This window comes from Microcoleus sp. AT8-A3 (assembly GCF_036705675.1).
GTDB lineage: Bacteria > Cyanobacteriota > Cyanobacteriia > Cyanobacteriales > Microcoleaceae > Microcoleus.
Genome location: NZ_JAUBVD010000027.1, coordinates 48,008 through 71,374, shown reverse-complemented (window position 1 = coordinate 71,374; position 23,367 = coordinate 48,008). Strand labels below are relative to the sequence as shown.

Annotated in this window: 20 protein-coding genes; 8 read left to right on the top strand and 12 right to left on the bottom strand. The window is 43.0% G+C overall.

Translation table 11 applies throughout. From position 1 onward, the window contains the following. Window positions 1-291, bottom strand: coding sequence for a DUF1778 domain-containing protein (locus QUB51_RS17175; RefSeq protein WP_333263665.1), 291 nt, complete (start codon window positions 289-291; stop codon window positions 1-3). Window positions 292-436: 145 nt separating this feature from the next. Between QUB51_RS17175 and QUB51_RS17170 the strand changes: the two genes are divergently transcribed. Genes QUB51_RS17170 through QUB51_RS17160 form a run of 3 tightly spaced genes read left to right on the top strand, consistent with a single transcriptional unit; the run spans window position 437 to window position 1,375 of the window. Next, a complete protein-coding gene (locus QUB51_RS17170) occupies window positions 437-682 on the top strand; it encodes a hypothetical protein (protein ID WP_333263667.1) in 246 nt (81 codons plus the stop codon). Window positions 683-735: 53 nt separating this feature from the next. Next, window positions 736-984 carry a DUF433 domain-containing protein gene (locus tag QUB51_RS17165; RefSeq protein WP_333263670.1) on the top strand — a complete coding sequence of 83 codons (249 nt, stop codon included), beginning with the start codon at window positions 736-738 and terminating at the stop codon, window positions 982-984. 7 nt (window positions 985-991) lie between these two features. Further along, window positions 992-1,375 carry a DUF5615 family PIN-like protein gene (locus tag QUB51_RS17160; protein ID WP_333263673.1) on the top strand — a complete coding sequence of 128 codons (384 nt, stop codon included), beginning with the start codon at window positions 992-994 and terminating at the stop codon, window positions 1,373-1,375. Between the two features lie 79 nt (window positions 1,376-1,454). Here the strand turns inward: QUB51_RS17160 and QUB51_RS17155 are convergent, their stop codons facing one another. Beyond that, window positions 1,455-2,246, bottom strand: coding sequence for a DUF1963 domain-containing protein (locus QUB51_RS17155; RefSeq protein ID WP_333211637.1), 792 nt, complete (start codon window positions 2,244-2,246; stop codon window positions 1,455-1,457). A gap of 72 nt (window positions 2,247-2,318) precedes the next feature. Next, window positions 2,319-3,845: a ferredoxin:protochlorophyllide reductase (ATP-dependent) subunit B gene (bchB, locus tag QUB51_RS17150; RefSeq protein ID WP_333200846.1), complete on the bottom strand. Its 1,527-nt coding sequence runs from the start codon at window positions 3,843-3,845 to the stop codon at window positions 2,319-2,321. A 1,087-nt stretch (window positions 3,846-4,932) separates the two neighbouring features. On the opposite strand from bchB, the gene QUB51_RS17145 reads away from it, so the two are divergent. Continuing rightward, window positions 4,933-10,446, top strand: coding sequence for an AAA family ATPase (locus tag QUB51_RS17145; RefSeq protein ID WP_333263676.1), 5,514 nt, complete (start codon window positions 4,933-4,935; stop codon window positions 10,444-10,446). A gap of 304 nt (window positions 10,447-10,750) precedes the next feature. Here QUB51_RS17145 and QUB51_RS17140 read toward each other — a convergent pair whose 3' ends face one another. Further along, window positions 10,751-11,962, bottom strand: a complete 1,212-nt coding sequence (locus QUB51_RS17140) for an acetate kinase (protein WP_333263679.1) — start codon at window positions 11,960-11,962, stop codon at window positions 10,751-10,753. A gap of 228 nt (window positions 11,963-12,190) precedes the next feature. Between QUB51_RS17140 and psaK the strand changes: the two genes are divergently transcribed. Then, window positions 12,191-12,451, top strand: coding sequence for a photosystem I reaction center subunit PsaK (psaK, locus tag QUB51_RS17135; protein ID WP_333211631.1), 261 nt, complete (start codon window positions 12,191-12,193; stop codon window positions 12,449-12,451). Window positions 12,452-12,493: 42 nt separating this feature from the next. Here the strand turns inward: psaK and QUB51_RS17130 are convergent, their stop codons facing one another. Genes QUB51_RS17130 through QUB51_RS17120 form a run of 3 tightly spaced genes read right to left on the bottom strand, consistent with a single transcriptional unit; the run spans window position 12,494 to window position 14,856 of the window. Beyond that, entirely contained in the window at window positions 12,494-13,132 is a 639-nt protein-coding gene (locus QUB51_RS17130) for a histidine phosphatase family protein (protein ID WP_333263682.1), read from the bottom strand. A 28-nt stretch (window positions 13,133-13,160) separates the two neighbouring features. Next, the gene (locus QUB51_RS17125) at window positions 13,161-13,847 is read right to left on the bottom strand and encodes a DUF3226 domain-containing protein (protein WP_333263685.1); all 687 of its coding nucleotides are present in this window, start codon (window positions 13,845-13,847) and stop codon (window positions 13,161-13,163) included. Further along, window positions 13,840-14,856 carry an AAA family ATPase gene (locus QUB51_RS17120; protein WP_333211629.1) on the bottom strand — a complete coding sequence of 339 codons (1,017 nt, stop codon included), beginning with the start codon at window positions 14,854-14,856 and terminating at the stop codon, window positions 13,840-13,842. Before QUB51_RS17120 ends, QUB51_RS17125 begins: the two co-directional genes overlap by 8 nt. A gap of 103 nt (window positions 14,857-14,959) precedes the next feature. Here QUB51_RS17120 and QUB51_RS17115 point away from each other — a divergent pair, with 103 nt between their 5' ends. Further along, the gene (locus QUB51_RS17115) at window positions 14,960-15,187 is read left to right on the top strand and encodes a DUF433 domain-containing protein (RefSeq protein WP_333056604.1); all 228 of its coding nucleotides are present in this window, start codon (window positions 14,960-14,962) and stop codon (window positions 15,185-15,187) included. Window positions 15,188-15,503: 316 nt separating this feature from the next. Here the strand turns inward: QUB51_RS17115 and QUB51_RS17110 are convergent, their stop codons facing one another. The 4 genes from QUB51_RS17110 to QUB51_RS17095 all read right to left on the bottom strand — a co-directional run bounded on the left by QUB51_RS17110 (window position 15,504) and on the right by QUB51_RS17095 (window position 20,959). After that, complete coding sequence (locus tag QUB51_RS17110) at window positions 15,504-17,978, bottom strand: phosphoketolase family protein (protein ID WP_333056603.1); 2,475 nt, start codon at window positions 17,976-17,978, stop codon at window positions 15,504-15,506. Window positions 17,979-18,444: 466 nt separating this feature from the next. Next, the gene (locus QUB51_RS17105) at window positions 18,445-18,879 is read right to left on the bottom strand and encodes a hypothetical protein (protein ID WP_333056601.1); all 435 of its coding nucleotides are present in this window, start codon (window positions 18,877-18,879) and stop codon (window positions 18,445-18,447) included. 5 nt (window positions 18,880-18,884) lie between these two features. Continuing rightward, window positions 18,885-20,174, bottom strand: coding sequence for an AAA family ATPase (locus QUB51_RS17100; protein WP_333056599.1), 1,290 nt, complete (start codon window positions 20,172-20,174; stop codon window positions 18,885-18,887). Window positions 20,175-20,710: 536 nt separating this feature from the next. After that, complete coding sequence (locus tag QUB51_RS17095) at window positions 20,711-20,959, bottom strand: hypothetical protein (protein ID WP_333056597.1); 249 nt, start codon at window positions 20,957-20,959, stop codon at window positions 20,711-20,713. Window positions 20,960-21,500: 541 nt separating this feature from the next. Between QUB51_RS17095 and QUB51_RS17090 the strand changes: the two genes are divergently transcribed. Then, complete coding sequence (locus QUB51_RS17090; protein WP_333263688.1) at window positions 21,501-21,872, top strand: hypothetical protein; 372 nt, start codon at window positions 21,501-21,503, stop codon at window positions 21,870-21,872. A 5-nt stretch (window positions 21,873-21,877) separates the two neighbouring features. Continuing rightward, the gene (locus tag QUB51_RS17085; RefSeq protein WP_333263691.1) at window positions 21,878-22,306 is read left to right on the top strand and encodes an HNH endonuclease signature motif containing protein; all 429 of its coding nucleotides are present in this window, start codon (window positions 21,878-21,880) and stop codon (window positions 22,304-22,306) included. Window positions 22,307-22,532: 226 nt separating this feature from the next. Here QUB51_RS17085 and QUB51_RS17080 read toward each other — a convergent pair whose 3' ends face one another. Beyond that, window positions 22,533-23,324 (bottom strand): DUF3427 domain-containing protein, encoded by a 792-nt coding sequence (locus QUB51_RS17080; RefSeq protein ID WP_333263694.1) that lies wholly within the window; start codon window positions 23,322-23,324, stop codon window positions 22,533-22,535. Between the last annotated feature and the right edge of the window lie 43 nt (window positions 23,325-23,367).

Here is a 23,367-nt window from a genome sequence, read left to right as displayed (position 1 = left end):
TTATTTGCGATCGTATTTTTGCCGATACCTCTCGATCGCTGCTTTCAGCTTAGAGTTAAGTTCTGGTGGGTTTTCAATCGCTGAGGTAACAATTTCCCAATTTGGTTCGGAAAGAACGATCTGTTCTGGTTTGAGTGGCAGTTCTTCGGCTATATTTAGAGCAACTTCGAGCAGATATTCGCTCAGACTAAGACCCCACAGGGTAGCTGCTTTTTCTAACAGTTCTTTTTGTTCCTGATTGATAGTTATCTCAAGGGTGCTTGTTTGGGGAGTTTCTGTAGGGGTTGACATATTTTTTCACTGAGAGCAAGGTTGGCTCATTTGATATTATAGCAATTTTTCAGATGGGCGATCGCGCTTGGTTTGAGAAGGGCGATCGCTCCTGCCTGGTGTTAAACTGAATCTAGCGATCGTGTTAAGCAAGAAAAAAATAGCCGTGATACCTATCCAAGAACAAATTGTTGACAAACTGAAAAATTTCTCTGAAATCGAAGTGCAAGAAATCCTCAACTTTGCTGATTTCCTGTTATGGCAGCGGAGAAAGCAGGAAGTAGCTTCTCCGCCAGATGAAACTGGCAACAGCAAACCAGCAAATATGGATGAAGAGTGCGAAGTTCATTATGTTGGTGGAGTTTTAGTCGTCAAAGCATCATCAAGAAAAAATCAAGAACTGATTAGTTGAGATACAATTTTTTACGATATGCCCGAAGATGCAAAATATCTAATTCAAAAGACATGACTCAAAATAATTTACTGTCTCGCATCTCAATCGACTCGAATATCTGCTTTGGCAAACCGTGTATTCGCGGTCATCGCATCTGGGTTTCTCTGATTCTTGACTTTCTCGCTAGCGGCATGACTTTGGAAGAATTGCTTGAGGAATATCCGGGAATTGAACGAGAAGACGTTTTGGCTTGTATTGCTTATGGGGCTGAGTTGGCAAGAGATTATTATGTCGAAATTCCTCTGGTGAAAAAAAGGTAGTTTTAAAGTGAAGTTAAAACTTGATGAAAATTTGGGCAGCATCCGCGTTGTTTCGATGTTACGTTTGGCTGGTCATGATGTTGCGACTGTACGGGAACAAAATTTGAGTTCCACACCGGATGAATTATTAATTGATATATGTCGGAGGGAAGATAGATGTTTGGTGACTTTGGATAGGGGGTTTGGCAATCGCCTACGCTACAATCCTTCTGATTATTCTGGGATTGTGGTACTGCGTCTGCCTTCTCAATCCAAACCGCAAGATTTGCAAGCAGCAGTAGAAATATTAATTCGCGGATTGGATGCGGCAGAAGTTACGGGTAAATTGTGGATTATCCGAGGGGAACAGCTTTTGGAGTATCAAGCAATATCGTCAGATGAATCTGACTAAAAATTTACCAGATACCGTAGGGTGCGTCGCGATCGACAATTTCCGAAATAGCGATCGACATAGCCTTTTTTACCCTCCATCAACAACCCCACTCGTAGATAACATCGCTAAAATCCAATTTTTTTAATGCTGATTCTTTGACAAAAAAGTTACCTACGCCACCATTGCCCCACATAATATCTATTACCTCATTAGCATCGCCATCCATTTGAAATAAAAGGCTATACGGATCGCTTTCGCTATCGAGTATAGGATCGTTTGATTGAAAAGAACCATGATAGCCACCAATTTTATGACCGCGAGGAACACATAGATTTAGATAATTGTCCCTAACTTCATCGTCTTCTCTAAATAATTTAAAAAAATCTTCTCCTAAAAACTTTGTAAATCCATCATCGTAATGGGTAATTGGCGCATACTTTTTAGTAAATTGCAAACTGCAACTTCCCCAAATAGGCACGTATTCAAATTTGGGCAAAAAATCATAATTGGTGATGATATTCTCAAGGTTGAAATCTGGTTGAGGAAAATAGAAAATTTGAAAAATATCTTCATTATAGCCGAAAGATAAGCCATATAGTTGATCGTCTGGAAGATAAAACTGCAAGATTCCTATATCGGGAAAACCTTCAAGAGGCGGTACTTCAGAAAAGTTGATTTGGGCAAGCAATAATAAGCAATCGCCATTAGGAGTTTTAGGATACTCGAACCCTTTAGGTAAGTATGGCAACCCACCAAATTTACTTTGCCACCAGTTCGCAGGTTCGTTGTTTTCAATTGTAATTTCAATATAGGGTTTGATAGTTGATTCGATTCGATCGCGATACTTTTCTAGTTTGGGAGATAGCGGCACATCAAGTTTGTAGCTCATAAACCGATCGCAACTTATTTTAAATCCAAAACAAAACTTTGCAAGGCGGGCATTTGCCCGCCCAACAAATCATTAAGCGCCGACAGATTCCTTCGCTGCGTAAAGCACCTCAACGGTAATCTTGTCAATCCCCCGATCGCGCGCGAACTTCTCAGTATTCCGCTTCACCTTACCCCGCACAAAACCAGGGATTTTGTTCAACTCAGCCTGTCCATCCTTCGTCCAACCCATATCAGAATCAGCCGAAATTCCCTTCGTAATTACTTCCTTGGTATCGTGGCCGCCGAAGATTTCCAGCAAGTGGTCTTCCATTCCCAAAGTAAAGGAATTGTACACCAAATCTACGCACTGATTCGTGCCTTCATAACCCAAAAATGGCTTGTAGCCGATCGGGAAATTTTGGACGTGAATCGGTGCAGCAATTACGCCGCAGGGAATATCCAACCGCTTACCTACGTGGCGTTCCATTTGGGTGCCGAAAATTGCCGAAGGTTCCGCTTTGGCGATCGCATCCCCGATCGCCCCGTGATCGTCCGTCACCAGCACTTCATCGCAATACTCGCTTACCTGTTCCCGGAACCAATCAGCATCGTGTTTGCAGTAGGTTCCTGCCCACACAACGTGGATTCCCATCTCGCGAGCCAAAATCTTCGTCATCGCGGCAGCGTGGGTATTATCGCCAAATACGACCGCTTTTTTACCGGTTAAGTTTTGGCAGTCGATCGATCGCGAAAACCAAGCAGCCTGCGACACAAACCGCGTTTGTTGGTCAATAAAATTTTCGTAATCAACATCCGCACCTTGAGCGTTCAAAACTTGCTGAATCTTGCGGATACAGCGCGCAGTTTCTACCACACCCATCGGCGTAATATCGATCATCGGCGTACCGAATTCTTTTTGCAAATACTCCCCGGCCATCATCCCCAATTCCCGATAAGGAACCAAGTTAAACCAAGCGCGGGGCAGTCTTTTTAAGTTATGAACCGAAGCACCTTCGGGAATAACTTCGTTGACTTCAATGCCCAAATCTGCCATCAAACGCTTTAACTCGGTGCAGTCGTGCTGGTTGTGGAAACCCAGGGTAGACATACCGATAATGTTGACAGATGGTTTTTCGCTTTTGGCTTCTACTAAATCGCCTTTTTTGCGGGCTTTGTTAATGTAAAATTGGACGATTTGATCCAAAGTGCGATCGGCTGCTTGCAGTTCGTTTACCCGATAATGGTTAACATCCGCCAGCAATACATCGCCTTTGGCATCCAATTGAGCTCGTTCCACGAAGTTTTCCAAGTCTTCTTGCAGAATGCTGGAGGTGCAAGTCGGGGTGAGCACGATTAAATCTGGGTGTTCTTCTCTGTCCTTGCGGGTGATGTTGTCCACCACCCGTTCCTGGGAACCCCGCGCCAGTACGTGTCTGTCAACGACGCTGGTAGTCACCGGGGTGAAATCCCGTTCCCTCTCCAGCATGGAACGCATGACGTTGAAATAGTCGTCTCCTATGGGTGCGTGCATGATTGCATGGACGTTTTTGAAGGAAGTGGCAACGCGCAGAGTGCCGATGTGGGCTGGGCCTGCGTACATCCAATAAGCCAATTTCATAGGTATTTTTCCTGATGCTGGTTGAGAATTGCCCGATCGGGCGATTACTGCTAAATTTTAAGGTTGTTTCTGATTTTCTCACCGGATGAATCCTTGAGAAATACTAAGTTTCTGAGGATTTACACATTTGGGAAATGCTCAAACGCTTTGCCTGCTTGGCATTTGACTCGCAATTCAAACAACTTTACCTGGGTTTTATGGCAATAATTCTTAATCTTTCCTAAAATTTTCTTAAGAGTTAGGCAAATTTGATTAATGTAGGGTTCGCTGCCGCGCACCAGACAAGGTGCAATAATTCTGCATTTTTTGTCAAATTTACTCTGCTCAAACGGTCAATCGATTTTAGATTTTAGATTTTAGATTTTAGATTTTAGAATTGAAGCATTGACTTGCGCGAGATAAATACGTTCGGCAAGTTTCATCGGATACAGGTTTTTTATTTCTGGGTCCTCAGTCTGCTTTCGGAATGAATCCGGGGACTTGTATTCTGGATGCTTGATTGTCAGTTAGTATTGTTAATCGATGGTCAAAATAGATAGAACTGAAGGAAATTTCAGATTCCGAAGCAACACTTACTTCCCTCAGCGCCTCGGTAGCGAATTATAGTTAAGATTTGCACCGGCCGGTTTTTTTGAAGCACCGCAAATTCCTACCCGATCGCCGGAAAAAATAAATCTTTCAGCACTTGCGTATTTTCACGAGATGTGGTGAAGCTCCACGAAAGTCAAGCGATTGCTTGGAATCTGAGATGATTTAGTTGTCAATATGGCGATCGAGCATTAAAGTAAATCGTTGCACAAATCCTGTATTTGTGATTTTGTTTACCTAACTGCTGAGGTGACGAAAGCCCCAGCTTGCATTTGTCAGCAGTAGCTCATTCCTGTCAAGGCCTGCTTTCCCACACATCCCAAAAGATAGCTCTTGAGCGATAATGAAGAATAACATAGGATTTACGAAAAGAAACCCGATTTACACGAAAAAATCTTGGGTTTGTCAACGACTAGCAACGAAGAAACCCGGTTTCTAGCCCGCCGCGCGTCAGTCCTGTAACATTGACCAAGCACACCTAATTTGAGAGAACCCAACTATGATGGCAATTCCCGGCGTTGCAGTTCTCGCTCTCATTTATGAAAGCAGCACTTCCCTGGTTTACCGCGGCCACAACGAGCAGAACAACCAACCTGTTATTATCAAACTTATCAAAGAAGACTATCCGACTCCCGAAGAACTGAATAGATACAAGCGCGAATATGAGATCACTGCCAACTTAAGCCTGTTGGACGGAGTTGTGAAAGTGTATAAGTTGCAACAGGTTAGAAATAGTCTGGCAATGATCTTAGAAGATTTTGGCGGGGAATCTTTAAAAATATTTATGGGTTCCCAAAAATTTACCCTTTTAGGATTTCTGACTACGGCCATCAAAGTTGCTGAAACTTTGGGAGAAATTCACGGAAAAAATGTAATTCATAAAGATATAAATCCCTCTAATATAGTTTTTAATCCTGCTACAGGACAAGTGAAACTCATAGATTTCAGCATCTCAACAGCATCCAACCTGGAAAATATTCCCAATAAAAACCCTAATTTTTTAGAAGGCACTTTAGCCTATATGTCGCCCGAACAAACCGGCAGAATGAACCGGGTAGTCGATTACCGCACCGACTTTTATTCCCTCGGCGTTACCTTCTATGAAATCCTGGCAGGACAACTCCCTTTTCCCACTACAGATCCCATGGAGTTAGTTCACTGTCACATAGCCAAACAGCCAGTACCTCTCGCTGAAATAGCCGCAGAAATTCCTAAAACTGTTTCAGATATTGTGATGAAATTGTTAGCAAAAACCGCTGAGGAGCGCTATCAAAGTGCTTGGGGACTAAAAGCTGATTTGGAATCATGCCTGTTTCAGTGGCAAACATCTGGGTTTGTTTCCGATTTTCCTCTCGGCAGGCAAGATATTTCAGACAAATTTCAAATACCTCAAAAACTTTACGGCAGACAGCGAGAAGTTGAAACTCTTTTAGCGGCCTTTGAACGGGTAGCAGCAACAAATAATCGAGGCTACCGCACCGACGATTCTCAAATTTCTGTCATCAAAAAAGAGAGCAAATCGAAAAAAGAAATTCCCTTGTCTGTTTTGGCGAGAGGACAGCATAAATCCCGGAGCGAGATGATGCTGATTGCCGGTTATTCCGGCATTGGCAAATCTGCAATGGTGAAGATTTTAGACAAACCGATTACCCGCCGACGTGGATATTTTATTTGGGGAAAGTTTGACCAGTACAAGCGGACTATTCCTTACTCTGCCGTTGTCAGCGCTTTTTCGGAGTTGGTGCGACAACTGTTAACTGAAAGCGAAGCTCAATTAGCAGTTTGGCGCGAAAAACTCCGCACTTCTTTCGGGCAAAACGGGCAAATTATTATTGATGTTATTCCCGAAGTTGAACTAATTGTCGGAGCTCAGTCTCCTGTATCTGAATTGGGGCCGACGGAATCTCTGAACCGCTTTAATTTAGTATTTCAAAATTTCATTCGCGTATTTTGCCAGCCAGAACATCCGCTGGTCATTTTTCTCGACGATTTGCAGTGGGCTGATTCGGCTACTCTCAAATTGATCGAATTGATGATGACAGATGAAGCTACGCAATATCTGTTTTTAATTGGTGCTTATCGCGATAATGAAGTTAGTCCTACTCATCCTTTAATGATGACTTTGGAGACGCTGCGAAATCAGGAAGCTATCATTAATCAGATTGCTTTGTCGCCGCTGGGGGTGGAAAACATAACTCATTTGATTGCGGAGACTTTGCACAGCGATCGAGAATCTGTCAAACCCTTAGCTGAATTGGTAATCAGCAAAACCGACGGCAATCCTTTTTTTGTCAATCAATTTCTGCAAACATTGTATCAGGAAAACCTGCTAGTTTTTCACCCGCCACAGTCGGGGAGCAAGGGCGGCTGGCATTGGGATATGACTCAAATTGAGCAGTGCGCTATCACTGACAATGTAGTAGATTTGATGGTACAAAAACTGAGAAAACTGCCAAGTTCAACGCAGCAAGTTTTGCGTTTAGTGGCTTGTTTGGGCAACGAATTTGATTTGAATACTCTTTCTTTAATTCATGAGAAAGAAGCATCGGAAACTTTTTCTCACCTGTTGCCAGCGATTAAGTCTGGACTGATTCTGCCAACTTCGGAATTGGAAAGCAAGTCATTAGATTACGTGCTGTTTCCGCTATTAATTCTGAATTATAAATTTTTGCACGATCGCGTACAGCAAGCAGCTTATGCTCTGATCGACGACTCGCAAAAAAAGGCAGTTCACCTGAAAATAGGCAGGCAAATCCTAGAAAACACTCCGGCTGAATATCGCGCTGACAGAATCTTTGAATTAGTCGATCACTTGAATGTAGCTCGATCGCTAATTAAAGACGATCGAGAATTAATTGAGCTGGCAACGCTAAATTTAGACGCCGCCCGCAGAGCCAAAGACGCCACTGCTTATGTTGCTGCCTTGCAGTATTTAACCGCAGGCATGGACGGTTTGAGCGCCGATATTTGGGATGCCCACTACGATTTAGCCTTTGCCTTGCACATGGAGCGAGCAAATGTTGAGTATTTAAACGGTTATTTCGAGAATTCTGAAGAATTTATTAATATAACTCTGGAAAAAGCGCGATCGGCCTTAGAAAAGGTAGAAATTTACAACCTGCTGATCGTGCAGTACACCCTGCGGGCGAAGTACGAAGAAGCCGTTAAAGCCGGAATCACAGCTTTGGACTTGCTAGGCATTGACTTACCGCTAGACGGGCTACAAAAAGTCATATCCGAAGAATTTGCAGCAGCCACAAATATTTTAGCAGGTAGAGAAATAGCTTCCCTAATTGACGCCCCCGAAATGACTGTACCCGACAAAAAAGTTGCAGTCAAATTAATTACCAACTTGCTGACATCGGCGTACCTCAAAAATCCCGACTTGTGGAAAGTCAGCGTTTTAAAAGGAGTCAATCTTTCTCTACAATACGGTTTAGTACCCGAAGCCTCTCTTTGCTATGCTGGCTACGGTATGTTCTTAAACGCAGTTTCGGGAGATTACAAAGCTGCGTATCAATTCGGCTTGCTCTCGCTAAATCTCAGCGAAAAATCTGGCAATATCGGCTTAAAATGCAGAGCCTGTTCATCCTTAGTCAGTATTTTTTATTACTGGTTCAATCACATCAAAGATTCCCATGCAATCAGCAATGAAGGATATCAAGCAGCTTTAGAATCAGGAGATTTAGAGTATGCGGGTTATATCCTGTCCAACCGCATAGCTAACTCATTTTTTCAAGGTAAAGAAATCTCGCAAATTCTAGCCGACACGAGCAGGTATTTGCAGTTCAGCCAAAAGACCAAAAATCAGCTCGTAACCGATATCTTATTAGGGGTAGAGTTAATCCTGCGTAACTTGAGCAAACTAACTCCTGAAAAGTTTGTATTTGAAAGCGAAGATATCAGCGAAGCTGAATACGTACACAACTGTCAAACTCATCAAAATTTGTACTCGCTCTGCCTTTATCAGATTCGCAAATGCCAGGTAATGTACTGGTACGGCAACTTCAACGAAGCGCTACAACTAGCTTTTGAAGTAGAAAAACAGCTATCTTTTATTACCGGAGCCATACCCGCTACTGAATGGAATTTTTTCTTTTCTCTAACTTTAGCCGCCGTTTTCCCAAATGTTTCAGAAGAGAAGCAAAAGGAATACTTGGAAAAGTTAGAGGAAAACCAAAAACAGATGAAAATTTGGGCAGACAACTGTGCCGAAAATTTTCTGCATAAGTACCTTTTAGTACAAGCAGAAATAGCCAGAATTTCCAAGAAAGATTCAGAAGCTGTAGAACTGTACGATTTCTCTATCAATTTAGCCCAAGACAATGAATTTGTCCAAAATGAAGCGCTAGCTAATGAACTCGCAGCTAAGTTTTGGTTGAGTAAAGGCAAGTATCAATATGCCAAAATTCACTTGCGCGAAGCTCACTCGTGCTACTTGCGCTGGGGTGCAGTTCGCAAAGTAGAAGATTTAGAACAGAAGTATCCGCAGTTGCGGGAAATGACGCCGATCAACGGAAGTTTTAACAACAATCAAACTACCACGACTATTCATACTTCTACGGGCAGCGATGCGAGAGTCCTGGATTTGGCAACGGTAATGAAAGCATCTCTGGCGATTTCTAGCGAAATTGTCCTCGATAAGTTGCTGGCTTCTTTGATGAGAATCTCCTTAGAAAATGCGGGGGCTCAATTAGGTTTTCTAATTTTAGTTAGAGATGGTCAACTGTTGATTTCAGCTAAAGCGTCAGTATTTGCTGAAGATGTAGCTGTGCTGCAATTTACGCCTGTTGCAGACTATCACGATTTACCTGTGACGGTGATTAATTATGTGGAAAGGACTCGCTCGGATTTGGTATTGAGCAATGCGGCGGCTGAGGGACTATTCACAGCCGATCCTTACATCGCTAAACACAAACTGCAATCTATTTTGTGTACTCCCATCATCAATCAAGGGAAATTGATCGGCATTCTTTATTTAGAAAACAATTTGACTGTCGGAGCATTTACTCCCCACAGATTGGAAGTTTTAAGGTTGCTTTCTTCCCAAGTTGCTATTTCTTTGGAAAATGCTCTACTTTACAATTCGGTGGAACAGAAAGTGCAAGAACGGACGCAGGAGTTAAATGAAAAGAACGAGCGTTTAGAACAAACTTTGCGCGAACTTAAACTAACTCAAGCTCAATTAATCCAAACGGAAAAGATGTCTAGTTTGGGGCAAATGGTGGCTGGTGTAGCTCACGAAATTAATAATCCTGTAAGTTTCATCTACGGTAATCTTAATCCGGCTAGCGAATACGTTAAAGACTTGCTAAAATTGATTGAGCTTTACCAGCAGCACTATCCAGAACCTGCTGATGAAATTTTAGAAGAAATAGAAACTATTGAGCTGGAATTTTTGAGCGAGGATTTGCAAAAGCTGCTGGATTCCATGAAAGTAGGAGCGGAAAGAATCCGGGATATTGTGCTAAGCTTGCGGAATTTCTCGCGCCTCGACGAAGCGCAAATGAAGTCGGTAGATATCCATCAAGGCATCGACAGTACGGTGATGTTGCTGCAACCGCGCCTGAGAAAAGAGGGCGGGCGTTTGGGAATTGAGGTGATTAAAAATTACAGCACGCTACCCCTAATTACTTGTTATGCGTCTCAGTTGAATCAGGTATTTATGAATATTTTGACAAATGCGATCGATGCTCTCCTCGTAGCCAGAGATAGCCCGGAAAACTCTCATCAACAGCCTACGATTACAATTTCTACAGAGGTGACAGACAGGAATTCTGCCATAATTAGAATTGCCGACAGCGGGCCGGGGATGAGCACTGAGGTGCTGCACAAGATATTCGATCCATTTTTTACAACTAAGCCCGTGGGTTCGGGAACTGGTTTGGGATTGTCTATTTCTCACTCGATTGTTGTCAGTTCTCACGGTGGAAAATTGACTTGTGTTTCTGCACCCGGAGAGGGAAGCGAGTTTATTATTGAAATTCCGATCGCCCCCAAGCAAGTTTTGTAATCGGCGCTACTATTAACCCACAGCAAGGCTGAAAGAGTAATGATGTTTCAGGGAAAATGGAATCATAAACGTCTCTACCTCTCTTTATTTGCGTAAATCCGCTTGCGCCGTTCGTGATTGTTGACGATTCTGCGAAGCTGAGTGGGCATCGCTGTTGCAGGAATTTATAAAATAAGTTAGGAGCGCGAATTAAATAACTTACAATTTTAATTGTTATTGTGGGATGGGCGTCCCGCCCGTCATGAGTGGACGGGCGGGACGCCCATCCCACTTTCAAGAGTGGAAGTTATTTAATTCTCATTCCTTAGTGAGAAAGTTTCCAACATTCTCGCGCAATTTCCCAATCCTCCTGCGTGTGAATTACCAAAATTTTTACGGCTGAATCCACTGCTGCAATATCTCGATCGATCGATGAATGTTGATTTTTATCCCCATCCAATTTTAACCCGATAAATCCAAAAGCTTCGCAAGCGGCAGCCCGTACAAGAGCAGAATTTTCCCCAACTCCCGCCGTAAAAATTAAAGCATCTAACCCTCCTAAACTCGCCAGCATGGCACCAATTCCGGCACGCAAACGGTGGATGTAAATATCCAAAGCAAGTTGAGCTCTCTGATTACCTTGGGCGATCGCATCTCCAATCTGCCGCAGATCGCTAGACACGCCTGAAATCCCTTTTAAACCAGAATTTCGATTGAGAATACCATCAAGTTTCTCAGCAGTAAAATCGGATTGCTTTAACAGATGAATGAGAATGCCTGGATCGATCGAACCCGATCGACTTCCCATCATCAAACCTTCCAAAGGCGTAAATCCCATCGTCGTGTCAACACTCCAGCCACCGCGAATGGCCGCCAGAGAACATCCGTTGCCCAAATGACAGCTAATCAACCGCAAATCTGCCAAATCTTGACCCAGAATGTCCGCGGCCCGACGCGCGCAATATTGATGGCTAATCCCGTGAAAACCGTAACGGCGAATCCCATTTTCCAGCCATTCGTAGGGGCCGGGATAAACAAAGGCTGCGGGCGGCAATTGTGCGTGAAAAGCTGTATCAAATACTGCTACTTGCGGCACATTTGGGAGGATTTTTTCAATCGCTTCGATACCTTCGAGGTTAACCGGATTGTGGACAGGGGCGAAAACAGATAAACGGGCGATCGCCTGTTTAACATCCGGCGAAATTAACGTACTTTGCTGATAATCTTGTCCGCCATGTACGACGCGGTGGCCGACAATATCAATCTCGTTTAAATCATTAATTGTTTGAGTTTTTCCCTTCCAAAGACTCTCCAGCATTCGAGAAATAGCATCTTGGCGAGACTCGGATGCAAATTCCTCCTCAAGCCTATCGCCTTTTGCTGTTTTGACTTTCAACTCTGCTATACCCTGCTGGTGAGTCCAGTCTATTTGAGCCTCCCAGAGGGGTTGCAAAGGTTGATCGGGGAGGACATCGTTTAACTCGTAAAGACAGCTCTTTTGACTGCTAGAACCCGCATTTAACACCAGTATTTTCATGCTTGATTATGTCCTGTTGATTCGTTCTTTCGATCGCTAGGCGATTGCAATCGCATCTTGTCAAACTTTCATCCGCCTGCACAGACGAAGAAATCTTGATATCCTGGGAAAAATATTAAGAAAAATGTCGAAAAATTAACTCTTAATGCAATGTGTAGCGAACAGTTGCATTTTTTTGATATATCTTCTAGGCAGATTTTCATTGACTAAAGTTTAAGGAGTCGATCGATGTTTACACCAATTTTACTTGCCGTTGCCCCCAGAACCCTAGAGTGGAGCCCCACGATCGGTTTGATTATGATTCTTTGCAATATTTTAGCTATTGCGATCGGCAAATCAACCATCCAAAAGCCTCACACAGGCCCAGCAATGCCCTCATCCAGTATGTTCGGCGGTTTGAGTTTGGGTGCAGTTGTGGGAACTATGGCCTTTGGTCATATTTTGGGAGCAGGTACTATTTTAGGATTGTCTTACATAGGCGCGATTTAGTTTCAGACGCTCCGGGTGCACTTCCGCACCTTACCCGCAATTTCAAGTACCGGGTAAATTGCGGAGGTTTTCATCCATGTACGATCGATCGCCCAAAACCTCCAGCAGCGGGCCGCGAACATCAAACTTGACAATACTGACAGAAGCTGCTAAAGCGGCAATGCGATCGCGATAACGTCCCAAATCAATCCCCAACAGACTGCACAGAATAATTCTAATAGTTGCTTTGTGCGAGACAACCAACACATTTCCATTCTTATATTTTTCCTCAATTTCAGCAATAACTAAGGAAGCTCTACTGGCAATTTGCACCGAAGTCTCGCCGCCGTTTGGTGCATTCCAAGCAGGTTCAGTCAGCCAATTAATATAATCTTCTTCGTATTCTTTTTTGACCTCTTCTACTGTTTTGCCTTCCCACTCACCGTACTTAATTTCCCTCAGTCCGTCGCGAAGCTGCATTTCAATTCCCACAGCATCGCACAAAGGTTTTGCAGTAGCAATTGTGCGTTTCATGGGACTGACATAAACAGCATTCCAAGGCAATTTTGCGTAAGTGGCGGCAAACTGTTCTGCCATTTGAGAACCTTCGGGCGTTAATTCTGGGTCGATAGCCCCACAGAAACCGCCTGTTTTGCTGTAGGTGGTTTCACCGTGTCGCAGAAAGTAGATTTTTAAGCTCATGAGTTAATTGTGTGTGAATTTTACTATGTTAGCAAAAGAGTGTAAAAAACTCTTTCAAATCATCGAAAGCAGGATTATCCCAATCCCAAATATCTTTTTTGTGTTTCATAACATAATCAAACCCAGACATAGTGCATTTCCTTCCAGCTTGTTGCTGTTCCTGATTTGAGCAAGTATCATACCTGAGATAGATGCTCACCCAGAATTTGTCAAAATCTTTCTGGTTAATTTGCTGTCCCTGGCTTTCTATGCAAGTTTTCCAGCTATTCAAACAATCAGCATGAGGTGATTCTCTAGCCTTTATTGCCTTTAAAAGCGTTTCCAGTTCGCCTTTACCTCCAACATTTGTAAAATAACAAGCCAATTTTGCCTTTGTTCCATTATCTCCACCAATATCTATAAATTGTTTAGTGCTTGACAAAGTTTCAGATTCAAACACCTGTTGTATACATTTATTTACCCATTGTAACCGTTCAGGCTCTGAATAGTTATCAATATCAATAATAATCCCAATCTTTTCTATATCTCTTTTTTGAAGGTCGGCTTCTAAAGCTTTTAAAGTAGTAATTAGTTTTGTTTCGCTCAAGCCTTCCAAACGTTCATAATCCTCTATATAAATAGGTTTTTCTACCTGGATATCGCAGTTAAGTTTCTCAACCATAGCCTTCATAAAAATTGCATCGTTTTTACTTTCTACTATGACAATATTACTCACCTCTCACTCCTTTTTGATGCTCTAGTGCGTAATTCAAGGTTTCCAAATCGCGCCGGATGCCGATTATTTGAGCGGTTTTCGGTTTCTTGGCTAGTTCAAAATATGCGCTGCTGCATTCCTGATTGGGTTCTAAACCAACATCAGCAAATGCTTGCAGCATCTCTAAACTGTGAGTTGTCGCAAAAATCTGGGTATCCAGTTCCACCGCCAACCTAAACAAAATTCTCCAAAAATTACGCTGGTTTGTATAGTGAATGCCATTCTCTATTTCATCAATTAGCAGTATTTTGTGTTTATTGTTTACTAATTTAAGAATAATATATGCAACTCTATTCATTGCATCTCCAAACAATGATAAAGGCAAACGCTTTTCGCCCTTTCTTCTTAAGTAAAGTGTGGGTTCGCCAATTGAAAAACTTTCTACAGATTCGATCGTAGGGTCAATAATTTGAAAAGCTTTCAAAACTTCGCTATCTTTATCATCCAAGCGCGCGTGATCGAATGACTCTATGAGTTTTCTTCCGGGAATTCTGATAAAAGGAGGAACGATCGGTATTTCGTACACAAGGAAATTTGTATTACTTATTGAGCTTCTATAAGTAACGCTTTCTACTAACTCGTTAATTTTTTTTTCACCTTTTATTGTTTTAATAATTAAATCAGAATCACGTAAATTGATTTCTATTTGAATTTCTACTCGCTCGATATTATCATTGCTATTATCATTCTTTCCCTGAATAACTATTGTTTTATCTTCTTTCTTTAAGGCATAAAATAAGTTATTCCAAGCTCTATCTGGCATAGCATCTAGGGCTGCTGATGACTCTGTTCTCAGCTCTCTTAGCATTACTATACTACTAACATCGGGAGCAAAATTGAGAAAAATTGCTTCTAGCAAGGCTGTCTTGCCAGCATTGTTTTTACCGCCGATTAAATTTACTCTTTCAAATCCAGAAATTTTGATTTGCTCAAAGCACCTAAAATTTTGGATTTCTATTTCTTTAAGCATGACCGCCTCTTTTGAATGTACAAATCCTAAATCACCATTGATTTATGCTACCATTAATTCTATCTTAGTTGTTTTACTTGAGCCGCAACAAGCAACGAACGTCATGCAGAATATAGACCTCTTTGAAGTCATTGAACGCGATCCAACCAAGGTGAGTGGTGCATGGGTATTTCGGGAAACGCGCGTACCTGTTGCCGCCTTTTTCGAGAACCTTAAAGATGGGGCCTCTATTGACCAGTTTCTCGAATGGTTTCCGGGAGTAACTCGCGCCCAAGTTGAGGTATTACTCGATCGCGCGCTAGCCTCGTTAACGCAGATGGCACAAGCATGAAGATATCGATTAACCCGCAAGTCCGCCGGGGGTTGAAAACCCCCGTCTCATAGCGAAAGTCCTCTAAAAGAGGACTGAAACGCCAATTAAATAAACCACTTAATTCCTAATTTCAAATCTCAAATCTCCAATCTCAAATCAATAATTCCCAATCTAACATCTCAAATCTAAAATCGATAGTCGGTTTCAACCGACTTTTGCTATGAGACAGGGGTTTTCAACCCCTGGCGGACTCGCGGACTAACGACAGATTTCTCATAACAACTAAAAAAAGCCCTCAATTTCTGAGGACTTTCTTTTCAGACAGAGATCGCACCTACCCAGGAGCACCCGATCGCACAGTTTGATCTCCTGTCGTTGTCGGATCTTTCGTTTCCTTCGGCGGTTCCGGCGAAACCGGGCCCGCGTGCGGCCACTTCCAGTCGCGGATTTCCGGCATATCATCGCCGTGTTCGTTGATATAGTGCCTGTGTTCGATCAGCTTGTCACGGATAGCTTGTTTGCCGTAAGCTGCAACAGAACTCAGTTTCGGAACGCGATCGAGTACATCTCCAACTAAATGGAATCGATCGAGGTCATTAATCACCACCATATCAAACGGCGTCGTAGTCGTTCCCTCTTCCTTGTAACCCCGAACGTGAATATTCGGGTGATTTGTCCGGCGATAAGTCAAGCGGTGAATCAGCCAAGGATAGCCGTGAAAAGCAAAAATCACCGGCTTATCCTTCGTGAACAAAGTATCAAAATCCTTGTCAGACAAACCGTGGGGATGTTCGCTAGCAGGTTGCAGCGTCATCAAATCCACCACATTCACCACCCGCACTTTTAAATCGGGATAATCTCGGCGGAGAATGTCAACCGCAGCCAAAGTTTCCAGCGTCGGAACATCACCCGCGCAAGCCATCACCACATCTGGTTCGCCACCTTTATCGTTGCTGGCCCACTCCCAAATGCCGATGCCGGCGGTACAGTGTTTAATCGCAGAATCCATATCCAAATACTGCAATGCCGGCTGCTTCCCTGCAATAATCACGTTGACATAGTGGCGACTGCGGAGACAGTGATCCGTTACTGACAGCAAAGTATTCGCATCGGGCGGCAAATAAATCCGCACCACTTCCGCTTTCTTGTTAATTACGTGGTCGATAAAACCCGGATCTTGGTGAGAAAAACCGTTGTGGTCTTGTCGCCAAACGTGAGAAGTTAGTAAGTAATTCAGAGATGCGATCGGTCGGCGCCAAGGAATGTGACGAGTAGTTTTCAACCACTTGGCGTGTTGGTTGAACATCGAATCGATGATGTGAATAAACGCCTCGTAGCAGGAGAAAAATCCGTGGCGTCCCGTCAGCAAATAGCCTTCCAGCCATCCCTGACATAGATGTTCGCTGAGGACTTCCATCACCCGGCCATCGGGGGAGATGTGATCGTCTTCGGGCAAAATTTCCCCCGCCCACACCCGGTTCGTCACTTCAAACACCGGATCGAGGCGATTTGAGGCCGTCTCGTCAGGCCCGACAATACGGAAATTCGCGTTTTCCTGATTCAGTGTCATCACGTCTCGCAGGAAGCGGCCGGAAACGCGGGTTGCTTCTGCCATTACAGTGCCCGGTTTTTGCACGTCAACGGCGTAGTCTTCAAATTTCGGCATTTTCAAGTCTCGCAGCAGCAGGCCGCCGTTAGCGTGGGGATTTGCCCCCATACGCCGAGATCCCTTGGGCGCGAGTTCTGCTAATTCGGGAATTAACTTGCCGTTTTCGTCGAAGAGTTCTTCCGGCTTGTAGCTTTTCATCCAATCTTCCAGGAGTTGGACGTGTCCGGGCTTAGAAGCCATTTCCGAAAGTGGGACTTGGTGCGATCGCCAATAATCCTCAGTTTTCTTACCGTCAACTTCCTTGGGCCCCGTCCAGCCTTTGGGAGTTTTCATCACAATCATCGGCCACTGGGGACGGCCCGAATAGCCCTCTGTCCGGGCTTTTTCCTGAATCGCCTTAATTTCGCCGATCGCGGTATCGAGAGTTGCAGCCATCAACTGGTGCATGGTTTCCGGGTCTGAACCTTCCACCCAATAAGGTTTGTAGCCATAACCGACCATCAAACTTTCCAATTCCTCCTGCGGAATACGGGCCAACAGAGTTGGATTGGCAATTTTGTAGCCATTCAAGTGCAAAATCGGCAACACAGCCCCGTCGCGAACCGGGTTGAGAAACTTGTTAGAATGCCAGCTAGCAGCCAAGGGGCCGCTTTCGGCTTCCCCGTCACCGACAACAGCCGCCACAATCAAATCGGGATTGTCGAAGACGGCACCGTAAGCGTGGACGAGGGCGTAGCCGAGTTCGCCGCCTTCGTGAATCGAACCGGGGGTTTCCGGGGCGACGTGGCTGGGGATACCGCCGGGAAAGGAGAACTGTTTGAATAGCCGTTTAATACCCTCTTCATCTTCGGAAATGTTCGAGTAATATTCGCTGTAAGTGCCTTCGAGATAGGTGTTGGCCACCAAGCCCGGCCCGCCGTGTCCGGGGCCTGCGATGTAGATGGCGTTGATGTCTTGGGCTTTGATGATGCGGTTGAGGTGAACGTAGATGAAGTTTAGCCCTGGAGTAGTGCCCCAATGTCCGAGGAGTCTCGGTTTGACGTGTTCGATTTTGAGGGGTTCTTTGAGTAGGGGGTTGTCGAGGAGATAGATTTGTCCGACGGATAGGTAGTTTGCCGCCCGCCAGTAGGCGTTCATTTTGTGTAGTTCTGAGTCGGAAAGCGGCTTTAATTGCGGGATCTCGGTTGTTCCTAGCATCATCAGCGATTGACTCCTGAGTTGTGGTTGTTTTGTCAAGTGCGATCGTGAAGTGCGATCGATATTAATTGGTTATCTGTGACATTTTGTATTTAAACTCCATGTCTTCCACACCAACTATTGAATTCTAGCTCGTTTATGTCTCCATAAAAGTTTAAATCAATGTTAATTTATGGCTAAACATCGCACAATATCGAGGTAATAAAGATAGAGATTTGCGGGGATCAAGGAATTCAGTAATATAAAATAGGATTTACACAAGAGCTTGCGGAGAGTGTTCACTGGGCACCTGATGCGTATGTGCTGCAGCGGGTGGGAGAAGTTGTGCAAGTCCCCAAAAAGATACTTTTCAAGGTAGAACTCGTAATGATTTATATGTGAATTAAATTTTATTTATGCAGGCGAATTGTCTGCTGACTCCTTTTCAGGTAGAGTTCTGTATGTTTGTCATATCAAAGTTCTCGTTAGTTTAGCTTGTGGACGTACTTAAATCATACTCATCTTGAATATTCTTGATTCTGAAACTAGCATTAAATTTTTTCTTAAACTGACTTTGTAGCTGTTGTATACTTGGTGTTTGTTTTGGCACACGTGTAGACACGACAAAACATAGCTTCTTAATCTTTTGCGGATTTGCCGAAAGTAAATTAATAGTTGATTCTATTTGTTTAACCGCCTGTGCAATATCGCTTCCTTTCAACTCTACATATATTTCTACTGCATCAGAAGGAATGAGTGCGTAGTCGCAACGCAAAGTCTCATTGTCACTAATAACGCAGCCATCAACCTTAATTATTAATATTTCGTCTTTATTCGGGTTGAGGAACGTTATTTTACTTTTGTTTTCCTGCAAGACAATCTTGGTGTCGGATCTATGTTCCTCACACTCTGGAATACTTTTCATATAATTCAAACTAAGTTGAGAAGTTGATCGAATTCAATAGCTAGTTCATCAGAAACAGAATCAATTACTCGCGCATCAATCAACCCAGTATCAGGACACACAATACTCTGGCATTTTCCATTGCTCAAAACATAGGCTGAGAGATCGTCAACATCTAATGATTTGTATCTAGATACAATCTTTTCTAGTTGATGTTGTATATCTTCGCTGGATTCTTCATAAAGAAGCCCAGCCTGGAGCAGATTATTAAGTGCTGTCAGGACATAAGGACTATGGGTAGTTATGAAGAATTGAAGTTGCTCTTTGCGAGAATTAAAGACTGTAGCGATCAACTCGACAATATTACGCTGTGCGCTTGGAAATAAATGCGCTTCCGGCTCCTCAATATACACTGTCTGACCCACTGGAGGGGAAGCTATAAAAGGTAGTGCAGCTAGGATAATTGTCAGAGGTAATGTTTCCTGTTGACCGGAAGATGAGTTCGCAATACTAATACGTCTTCCATCTGCCACCTCCAGAAAATCTTTGCCTTTTTCCTGTATATGCTTACCACATAAAGACTGCTCTATTAGCCTGTTTATTTCCTCTAGTATATCTTTTGTATATTTATGTTCCAGGTAAATATTATATTTTATACGCAATTTTTTTATCGTTTCGTATGTTGAGCCAAAGGATCTTAGAAATGGATCTAAGGTATTATTGCTTGAAAGAAAAGAAAAAATATTGCTCTGAAGATTAGCGAAAAATGAGCGACCAGCAGGAATAAAAAGCTGATTGAAGGCGGCCTCTCGACCAATGGATCTGCCTAAACTTTCTACTAAGTGATCTTTTAAAATTTTATGGCCAAACAATGAACTATTAATAATATTATTACTCAAAGTTATTTCAGAGCTTTCCTCTCTTGCTTTTTTGAGTAAATTGCGTAGGTCTGCCAATTGTTTCTTGAAAAAATCTGAATAGCTGAGGGAAATTCTACCTTTGGTATCCTGTTTTCTACTAACTTCTATAAAAAAATTGGAAATTTCATACCTGATGAAAAAATCTTGTTTTCCCCAACTATCAGGAGGAAAATATTCCTCAAACGTCTTGGAATAGTTTGAATCTAGATTGCGTTTTGTCTGCTCATTATTTACAACCGATAAAATTTCCCATACGAAGTTCTTAAAATAAAAAAGGAGTTTAGCGCAAACACTTTTACCGCTGGCTTGAGGGCCAATAAGTATATTTATTCGCTTGATTTCAATCTCTAAATCCTTGATGCCAGCAAAGTTTCTAACTATTAATTTTTCAGCCATAATTGAAATCAAGTATGGTAAGGGCTTGTGTCATCTTAACATACCAATTTAATTTTTATGGTTAAAGTTGTCACTTTTGTGTTAATAAACCGAATTAGTCACCCTAGGAAAAACCTCAAACAACTCTCATTAATATCAAGATGGATTTCTACCATTTGTACCAATATACTTTTGGATTACCGCAGTTTTTTCGTGAAAGTCGATCGCCCATATCGCCTTTCTGGTCGCTGAGGAGATGTTAGACCAACGTCCAGTTATTGATAGGGGAAGGAATTACCGAAACCCTAAAATAATACCATTTTTACAAAGTTTGGCTAAAAAATAAGTGTTGGGTTTGTTTACATCGGCTCTCGATCGCACAAGTGCGGATCTGTGAGATTGTCGATATGCTGCGTTAGGGGTTGTTCATGGCGGCGCACCCTACGACTACTTAGCCGATCGCCACAAAGTAGACTAAAGCAATCTCAATCCGAAAATCACTGCATCGGTTTGATTGCTGGCTAGATGCCATCGCCAATATTTTCCGCTGAAAAAATCTAGGAAGCGACTAAAACAGGGCACTCTGAAATCCGGCAAACATTGGACACAGTTGGCTGGTGGGAAACCACTCGCAGTTCGTGAGGATAGCGGGGACGGGGGTCATTTTCTAACCAGATGGGCGGTACCATCATCACTTCATAGTAAGCGATCGTATCGAAAACACCTGGCTGGGACTTCAACTCCACTGTTAAGCCCGCTCGGTACTCAAATGCTTCTTCCCAGTCTAGATTTTCATTGATACCCATAGCGATCGCGCCTCTTAATCTTGTTTCTTTTGTCCATTGTAGAGCCCTACACAAAAGATTGGGTACTTTCTGTTGCTTGTGATACAATTTGTAACCTTATATATACGTTCCCTGACAATTGAACAGAGAAGAGCAATTGTCAATAAGTAAATAGGATGATTTGGCCGACGGGTGACAAGTAAGCTGAAAAGTGAGCCCTGACAAGAGTTTGAGTTGATATGTCTCAAAAAAAATAAGGGCCATCGAACCGCGCAGACGTTTATGACACAAAGGAAGAGAACAGAAGAGAATTTTAAGGACGGAAGTACAAACCTATTTTTGCCAGCTTGTCTAGTATTTTATAAATAAAGAAACTCGGTTTTTTTAATAAGCCGGGTTTCTGGATGTGTGAAAACTCAACTAATTTCACTTGGTTTTCTTCTTTGTTGCTGTCGCCGTATTTTTAGCAAGCGAGCTCCTTCTTCATTTCTTTTGGGCAGATGTCTAATACTCCAAGTAAAATATGGCATAATATAAATATTAGTTTCATAGCTTTGCACCTATGACCGCCCAAATCACCCTAAATCTGCCAGATGAAGTCTATCACCAAGCAGAATTGCTAGCGCTGCAACGCCACCGCACCGTGAGTGAGATTCTAGTAGAAACTCTGGAAAATTTTCTCTTACCAACCGCTAAACCAGTATCAGCACTGTCTGATTCAGAAGTAATCACTCTGACTCAACTCCGGCTGCAACCACTCCAAGAACAACGATTGAGTGAATTGCTAGACCGCCAACAATCCGGTACGATCGCATCTGTAGAACTGGCTGAATTGCAGGCATTAATCCACATATATGAAACTCGACTATTGCGACAAGCTCAAGCCTTAAATGAAGCTGTGCGGCGCGGCTTGCTCGAACCATTGAAAGGATAATCAAAATGGCAATTTCTGAACAAGTTAGAGCCCGAGTTCGCGCACAAGCTCAAAATCGGTGCGGTTATTGTCGCAGTTTACAAATGTATGTCCTGGGAATATTGGAAATTGACCATATTATTCCTAAAGCGATTGGCGGTACTGACGAGGAAGAAAATCTCTGGCTGGCTTGTAGTCTATGCAATAATTACAAAGGAACCCAAACTGACGCATTAGATCCGGTCACGCAAAAGCACGTTAAGTTGTTTAATCCGCGCACTCAACAATGGTCACAAAATTTTGCTTGGAGTGAAGACGCTACAGAAATTATTGGACTTACAGATTGCGGCCGCGCAACAGTCACAGCACTACAACTAAACAATAATATTGCTGTTACTGTCAGGCGTCAGTGGGTTAGTGCTGGATGGCATCCGCCCACAGACATTTCTCCTTAAAAGGTTTGAGAGTCACAAATGGTCGATCGCACATATCGCCTTTTTGGCGGCCCAGGAGATTTTAGACCAAGGCGAGGTCAGGGATATGGGGTTTGGGCGATCGGCGTTGGGCGATGGAATAGCGATTTGTGGCGTTGCTGAATAATTTGCAGCACTCTTCAATCAATACTCCGGACAGTTTTTGAGACAGAGGCTGAAACCCTCATTCTACCGTTAGCATTTGACCTCACTGAGAAGGCTGAAACCCGCATTCTGCCGTTAGTGATTGAAAACTGTCCGGACTATTGTTCAATAGTAGTGCGTTAATTTCCTCAATCGTAAGTGGTGGCGAACGTCGATGAATCATGGCATGGCAATTGGGGCATACAGGACGCAAATCTTCTACCGGATTAACCTCGTATTCTTCACCAATCTCAGAAAGCGGCCGAAGATGATGGATGTGAATAAAGCCCTCTCCTAATTCCCCAAACACTTTCCCAAAATTGAAACAGCAGACATAGCAAGTTGCCCCGTAGTGTTCAATACATTTTTGTCGCACAACTGGGTTGCGTTCATAGGCGTTGACTGATACTTTACAGACTGTTCCTTCTCGGAAAGTCGTAGATGGAGAAATTTCATCAGGGAATATTTCTGTCTCAAATGTCCAAATGATTTTGACAGGTGTGATATCTTCTACTTCTTCTGCGTTTCCAATTCCAGCAAAGATGAAGGGTTCTTTGTTATCTTCACGCCATAAAATATAGGTATCGCTATCTACACTTAACATGGACTGGATGGATGGATGGTGTAATTGTGAAGTAGTTCTGCCATACCACTCCAGTCGATTTCCTACCCATTGATTGGCATAGTCATGACCTGTTCGTCCAGATGTTCCAACGTTGCAAAAGATGAACCAAGAATTACCGTAACGAGCATATCCTGTAGCCCAGTTTCCTCCGTGAGTGTCTTCAGGAATTCCAATAATTCGATAAACATCACGTCTTGTATATCTATGCCCAATTTGAAATGAATATGACATCAATCCCTCACCTGAAACACATCACCAATTCGCTCGCAATACT